The sequence below is a fragment of the Promicromonospora kroppenstedtii DSM 19349 genome, assembly GCF_000515355.1.
Lineage (GTDB): Bacteria > Actinomycetota > Actinomycetes > Actinomycetales > Cellulomonadaceae > Promicromonospora > Promicromonospora kroppenstedtii.
In genome coordinates, this window is record NZ_KI911645.1 from 27,813 (window position 1) to 35,150 (window position 7,338).

General features: G+C 72.5%; 3 protein-coding genes. 2 read left to right on the top strand and 1 reads right to left on the bottom strand.

What is annotated here, in order from left to right; genetic code table 11:
• Nucleotides 1-10 precede the first annotated feature (10 nt).
• Together PROKR_RS09395 and PROKR_RS09400 are read left to right on the top strand one after the other, a co-directional pair.
• Nucleotides 11-4,234: a GH92 family glycosyl hydrolase gene (locus tag PROKR_RS09395; RefSeq protein ID WP_051432824.1), complete on the top strand. Its 4,224-nt coding sequence runs from the start codon at nucleotides 11-13 to the stop codon at nucleotides 4,232-4,234.
• A 302-nt stretch (nucleotides 4,235-4,536) separates the two neighbouring features.
• Nucleotides 4,537-6,096 carry a ricin-type beta-trefoil lectin domain protein gene (locus PROKR_RS09400; protein WP_245605768.1) on the top strand — a complete coding sequence of 520 codons (1,560 nt, stop codon included), beginning with the start codon at nucleotides 4,537-4,539 and terminating at the stop codon, nucleotides 6,094-6,096.
• Between the two features lie 151 nt (nucleotides 6,097-6,247).
• On the opposite strand, the gene metE is transcribed toward PROKR_RS09400, so the two are convergent.
• Nucleotides 6,248-7,338: 5-methyltetrahydropteroyltriglutamate--homocysteine S-methyltransferase (gene metE / locus PROKR_RS09405; protein ID WP_036962491.1), on the bottom strand; the 1,091-nt coding region annotated here is incomplete at its 5' end.

Genomic DNA, 7,338 nt, shown 5'->3' on the forward strand with positions numbered 1-7,338 from the left:
CGCCGGTTCCGTGGGCACCGCTCCCGCCGCGGCGACGTCGGGCGGACGTTCGGACGGGAACGCCGGCGGCGACTTCGCGACCTCCTTCGAGGCCGACGACGCGGCGCCCCTGGAGAGCACGCCCGCCGAGCGCGACGGCGCCCCGTGGCAGGAGAACGTCGGCGAGTTCGTCGTCGGCCTGCCGGGCAGCGTGCTGGACCGGGTCGACGCCGTCGCGGCCAGCGCGGAGAACCTGCCCAACGAGGGCGCGACCAACCTCGCGGACGCGTCGTCGGCCACCAAGTGGCTGACGTTCGCGAGCACGGGCTGGGTCACCTACGAGATGACCGAGCCCACCACGGTCACCGCGTACGCGCTGACCTCCGCGAACGACTTCGCCGACCGCGACCCGCGCGCCTGGACGCTGCAGGGCTCCACGGACGGCGAGACCTGGGAGACGATCGACGAGCGTACCGGCGAGGACTTCGAGGACCGGTTCGAGCAGCGGGTCTTCGAGCTGGACGAGCCCACCGCCGCCTACACCTGGTTCCGGCTGGACGTGACGCAGAACCGCGGCGCGGGCATCGTGCAGCTCGCCGACTGGGACCTGTCGGCCGGCCTGGACGAGCAGCCCGCGGACCAGCCGATGACCACCGCCGTCGGCTCCGGGCCCACCACGGTCGACTTCACGAACAAGAAGGGTGTCGGCTTCACCGGCACCGCCTCCCTCCGGTACGACGGCGGGCACCAGGCCGACGGCCCGGCGCACGCGACCAACGTGCTGTACGACGACGTCGACGTCCGCGTGGGGCGCGACACCCGCCTGAGCTGGAAGATCTTCCCCGAGCTGCTCGGCGACCTGGAGTACCCGTCCACCTACGCGAGCGTGGACCTGCGGTTCACCGACGGCACCTACCTGTCCGACCTCGACGCGCGCGACGCGCACGGCACGGCCGCGACGGCCGCCGGGCAGGGCGCGGGCAAGATCCTGTACGCCGACCAGTGGAACTCCGTGCGCGTCGACCTCGGGTCCGTGGCCCGCGGCCGGACGGTCGACCAGGTGCTGCTCGGCTACGACAACGACAGCGGCTCGGCCGCGACCAGGTTCGCCGGCTGGCTGGACGACGTCGCGATCGAGTCCCGGCCCGAGCGGGTCGACGGCTCCAGCCTGACCAACTACGTGGACACGCGCCGCGGCACCCTGTCGAGCGGGTCGTTCTCCCGCGGCAACAACGTGCCGGCCACCGCCGTGCCGAACGGCTTCAACTTCTGGACGCCGCTGACCAACGCGTCGTCGCAGAGCTGGCTGTACGAGTACCAGGCCGCGAACGACGACCAGAACCGCCCGGTGCTCCAGGGCATCGGCATCTCGCACGAGCCCAGCCCCTGGATGGGCGACCGCAACCAGCTCGCCTTCCAGCCGGCCACGGGCGCGGGGGTGCCCGACGGCGGGCTGGAGGCCCGCGGCCTGGCGTTCGACCACGCCGACGAGACCGCGCGCCCCCACTACTACGGCGTGACCTTCGCCGACGGGACCAAGGCCGAGGTGACGCCGACCGACCACGCGGCGGTGCTGCGGTACACGTTCCCGAAGGACGCCGGGGCGGACGCCGGGGCCGGCGTCGGCCACGTGCTCGTCGACCGCGTCGCCGGCTCCTCGAAGCTGTCGTTCGACGCCGCCACCGGCGAGCTGAGCGGCTGGGTCGAGAACGGCAGCGGGCTGTCCATGGGCCGCACCCGGATGTACGTGGCGGGCACGTTCGACCGCGTGCCGTCGGCCGTGGGCGAGGCGGCCGGCGACCGGGCCGGCGCCCGGTACGCGACCTTCGACACCCGCAGCGACCGCACCGTCGAGCTGCGCGTGGCCACCTCGTTCATCGGGCTGGACCAGGCGCGCGCCAACCTCGGCCTGGAGGTCACGGGCCGCTCCTTCGAGAAGGTCCGGCGCGCCGCCGAGCGGCAGTGGAACGACCGGCTCGGCGTCATCGAGACCCAGGGCGGCAGCGAGGACGAGCTGGTCACCCTCTACTCGAACCTCTACCGGCTCAACCTCTACCCGAACTCGCAGTTCGAGAACACCGGCACCGCCAAGCGGCCCGTGTACAAGTACGCGAGCCCGGTGACCGCGCCGTCGGGCGAGGCGACCGACACCACGACGAACGCGAGGATCACCGACGGCAAGATCTACGTCAACAACGGGTTCTGGGACACCTACCGCACGGCCTGGCCCGCGTACTCGTTCCTCTACCCGGACGCCGCGAAGGACCTCGTCGACGGGTTCGTGCAGCAGTACCGCGACGGCGGCTGGATCGCCCGCTGGTCCTCGCCCGGCTACGCGGACCTGATGACGGGCACCTCGTCCGACGTCGCGTTCGCCGACGCCTACCTCAAGGGCTCCCTGCCCACCGACAAGGCGCTCGACGCCTACGACGCGGCGCTGAAGAACGGCACCGTCGCCCCGCCGAACAACGCCGTGGGCCGCAAGGGCCTGGAGACCTCGCCGTTCCTCGGCTTCACGCCCGAGAGCACGCACGAGTCCGTCTCCTGGGGCCTGGAGGGGCTGATCAACGACTTCGGCATCGGCAACATGGCCGCGGCGCTCGCGGAGGACCGGCGCACGCCGCGGGACCGGCGCGCGACCCTGCGCGAGGAGTCGGCCTACTTCCTGGAGCGAGCCACGCACTACGGCGAGCTCTTCGACCCGCAGATCGACTTCTTCCAGCCGCGGCACGTCGACGGCACGTTCCTCAACGCGCCCGAGGACTACGACCCGCGCACCTGGGGCGGGGGCTACACCGAGACCAGCGGCTGGAACTTCTCGTTCCACGCGCCGCAGGACCCGCGCGGCCTCGGTAACCTCTACGGCGGCCAGGAGGGCCTGGAGACCAAGCTCGACGAGTTCTTCGCCACGCCCGAGGACGCGACCCACACCGGCGGGTACGGCGGCGTCATCCACGAGATGCGCGAGGCGCGGGACATCCGGCTGGGTCAGTGGGGCATGAGCAACCAGGTGTCCCACCACATCCCGTGGCTGTACGACGCCGCGGGCGCACCGCACAAGACCCAGGAGATCGTCCGTGAGGTCACGCGCCGCCTGTTCGTGGGCAGCGAGATCGGCCAGGGCTACCCGGGCGACGAGGACAACGGCGAGATGTCGTCGTGGTGGATCTTCGCCGCGCTCGGCTTCTACCCGCTGCAGGTCGGCTCCGACCAGTACGCCGTCGGCTCGCCGCTGTTCGACAAGGCGACGGTGCACCTGCCCGACGGCGACCTCGTGATCAACGCGCGGGGCAACTCCGTGGAGAACGTCTACGTGCAGTCGCTGCGGGTGGACGGGAGATCGCGCACGTCGACGTCGCTGTCGCAGGCCGACCTGTCGGGCGGTGCCCGGCTGGACTTCGTGATGGGGCCGGAGCCCTCCGCGTGGGGCACGGGGGCCGACGACGCCCCGCCGTCGCTCACCGAGGGCGACGAGCCGCCGACGCCGGACCGGGACGCCACGGCGGCCGGGACCGTGACGGTCTCCGACGGTTCTGCCGCCGACGCGCTGGTCGACGACACGTCGTCCTCGCGCACCACGTTCGCGACCGGCAGCCCGACCATCACGTGGGACGGGTCCGGCACGACGGCGACGGTAGGCACGTACACGCTCACCTCGGGTGCCGCGGGCACCGCGGCGCCGTCGGCCTGGCGCCTGGAGGGGTCCGACGACGGCGAGGCGTGGACCGTGCTCGACGAGCGGTCCGGCCAGGAGTTCCGCTGGGCGCTGCAGACCCGTTCCTTCGAGGTCGAGGACCCGGCGGAGTACGGGCACCTGCGGATCGTGGTGGAGGAGTCCTCGGGCGGCGGTGAGGTGTCGCTCGCCGAGGTCCAGCTGCTCGCCGAGCAGGGCGGCGACGCCGAGGAGCTCCCGGCCACGACGACCACGACGCCGAGTGCCGAGGAGCGGGCCGCGACCCGCGCCGCGGGCGAGGCCGAGGACGCGGCGAACGGCGTCACGGTCTGGGCGGTCCCCGCCTGCGTCGACGGCGACTCGACGCTGCGGGTCGTGGTGGACGGCGCCGAGGGCGCGTCGGTCCGCGTCACGTCCGACTTCGGCACCGAGACGGTCAGGGGCGACGACGAGCTGACGTTCGAGGCCGGCTCTGCACAGGTCGGCGCGGGCGCCGTGACCGCCGTCGTGACGGCGACCGTGGACGGCCGGCGGGCCACCCAGACGGTGACGGTGCCGTACCAGGCGGCGGCCTGCGGCTGACCGGGTTCCTGCACCGGGCTGCTCCGGGGCACGCCCTCTGAGGTCGGTCCGATGTCATGAGACCGGTCGGTCAGCCGACCGGTCTCATGACATCGGACCGACCTCAATTCACACCGGGGTGAGTGACCCCGGCTCCGTGGGCCCGATGGGCTGCGCATAAGGGATGGATAGGTACTTTCCACACAGGGTCGTCCCACCCGTTCTGGTGGTGCCGCACCGTCAATACGCTCCGAGGCACACGAGGTTCCCCAGGCCTGACGAGGAGCACACCAATGTCCCGATCCCTGAGAACGTCACGTTCCGTGATAGCGCTGTCAGCCGCTGTGCTGATGGCCGGCACGGCGCTCACCGGCGCGAGCGCGGCGGGCGCCGCCCCGGCGACGCAGGACGCCCAGAGCACACAGAGTGTCCTGAGCGCCCAGGACGCCGACCGCCCCGATGCCCTGCCCGACGGCCAGGTCCGCGCGATGGAGCGCGACCTCGGCCTCACCAAGGCCGAGATCCCTGCCCGCCTCGCCCGCGACGCCGACGCCGCGATCGTCGAGCAGCACCTGACCGCCGCGCTCGGCGACCGGTATGCGGGCACCTGGCTGCCCGACGGCGCCGAGGCTCCGCGCGTCGGCGTCACCAGCGCGGCCGCCGCCAAGGTGGCCGAGCGCGCCGGCGCGGACGCCGTCGTCGTCGAGCACAGCCTGGACGACCTGACCGCCTGGAAGGAGTCGCTCGACAAGGTGGGCGCGCCCGACTCGGTGCACGCCTGGTACGCGGACCCGGTGACCAACGAGGTGGTCGTCGAGGCGGCCGACACGGCGGCGGCGAAGGCGATGATCGCCGAGTCGGGCGTGCCGGCCGACGTCGTCCGGGTGGAGAAGTCGACCGAGGCGCCCCAGACGGCGCGCGACATCCGCGGCGGCGACGAGTTCCACAAGCCGCTCGGCAACGGCTACGTGACCCTGTGCTCGATCGGCTTCGCCGTCTCGGGCGGGTTCGTCACGGCCGGGCACTGCGGCTCGACCGGCGACCCGGTCAACGCGCCCGACGGCGCCGCGCTCGGCACCTACCGCGGTTCCACGTTCCCGGGCCACGACTGGGCCTGGGTCGGTACCAACAGCAACTGGACGCCCACCCCCGCGGTGAACAACTACGCGGGCGGCACGACGGCGGTCGCCGGCTCCTCCGAGCAGGGCATCGGTGCGGCGGTGTGCCGCTCGGGCCGCACCACGGGCTGGCGCTGCGGCGTTATCCAGGAGAAGAACGTGACCATCAACTACGGTGACGGCGACATCCCGGGCATGGCCACCGGTTCGGCGTGCGCCGAGGGCGGCGACTCCGGCGGCTCGGTGCTCTCGGGCAACCAGGCCCAGGGCGTCACCTCGGGCCGCATCGGCGACTGCTCGTCGAACGGCCGGTTCATCTACCAGCCGGTCAACCCGATCCTGAGCGCGTACGGCCTGCAGCTGACCACCACCGGCGGTGGAAGCGGGGGCCGGCCGCTGGTCGGCCTGGCGGGCAAGTGCATCGATGTGCCCAACTCGGACTTCTCCGACGGCAAGCGGCTGCAGCTGTGGACCTGCAACGGCACCAGCGCGCAGAACTTCGCGTTCCAGTCCGACGGCACCCTGCGGGCCGGCGGCAAGTGCGTGGACGTGGCCTGGGGCAACACGGCGGACGGCACGGCCGTGCAGCTCGCCAACTGCAGCGGCAACCCGGCCCAGCAGTTCACGCTGAGCGGCGCGGGGGACCTGGTCTCGATCCTCGCGAACAAGTGCGTGGACGTGCCGAACAGCAACAGCGCGAACGGCACGCAGCTGCAGATCTGGACCTGCAACGGGACCGCGGCCCAGAAGTGGCGCGTGGGCTGACGGCTCCCGGTCGGTGAGCTCGAATCCTCGGGCTCCACTGCGCTTCGAGGCCTATGTTTCTTCGCTCTGGGCCGTCCCAGAGCGAAGAAACACAGGCCTCGAAGCGCAATCGCCGACGGCTGTCAGCGGCAGCCGGCAGAGCGGACCGGTGTCAGAGGGTGGCGCGGACCGCCTTCGCCGCCGTCACCAGGTTGGCCAGCGACTCCTTCGTCTCCGCGTACGCGCGGGTCTTCAGGCCGCAGTCCGGGTTGACCCAGACCAGCCGGGGGTCGATCGACTTGGCGGCGAGCTCGACCAGGTCGGTCACCTCCTCGACGGACGGCACGCGCGGGCTGTGGATGTCGTAGACGCCCGGCCCGATGCCGCGGCCGTACCCGGCGTCGGCCAGCTCGGGGACGATCTCCATGCGGGACCGCGCCGCCTCCACGGACGTCACGTCCGCGTCGAGGCCGTCGATCGCGCCGATGACCTGGCCGAACTCCGAGTAGCACAGGTGCGTGTGCACCTGGGTCGCGGTGTCGGCGCCGGCGGTCGCGAGCCGGAACGAGCGCACCGACCACTCCAGGTAGCCGGGGTGCGCGGCCGTGCGCAGCGGCAGCAGCTCGCGCAGCGCGGGCTCGTCCACCTGCACGACGCCGATGCCCGCGGCCTCCAGGTCCGTCACCTCGTCGCGCAGCGCGAGGGCGACCTGGTCGGCGGTGTCGCCCAGCGGCAGGTCGTCGCGGACGAACGACCAGGCCAGGATCGTGACCGGGCCCGTGAGCATGCCCTTGACCGGCCGTGACGTCAGCGATGCCGCGTACGCCGTCCACTCCACCGTCAGAGGCGCCGGGCGGGAGACGTCGCCCCACAGGATCGGCGGCCGCACGCAGCGCGAACCGTACGACTGCACCCAGCCGTTGACGGTCGTCGCGAAGCCGTCGAGCTGCTCCGCGAAGTACTGCACCATGTCGTTGCGCTCGGGCTCGCCGTGCACCAGCACGTCCAGGCCCAGCTCCTCCTGCAGCGCGACCGTGCTCGCGATCTCGGCACGCATCGCCGCCGTGTAGTCGGCGTCGGACAGCTCGCCCCGCACCCATGCGGCGCGCGTGCTGCGGATCTCGGACGTCTGGGGGAACGAACCGATGGTCGTGGTCGGCAGGGCCGGCAGGTTCAGCCGCGCCTGCTGCGCGGCGGCCCGCTCCGCGTACGGCGCGCGCTGCGCGTCGGCCGTGGTCAGGGCGGCGGTCCGCTCCCGCACCC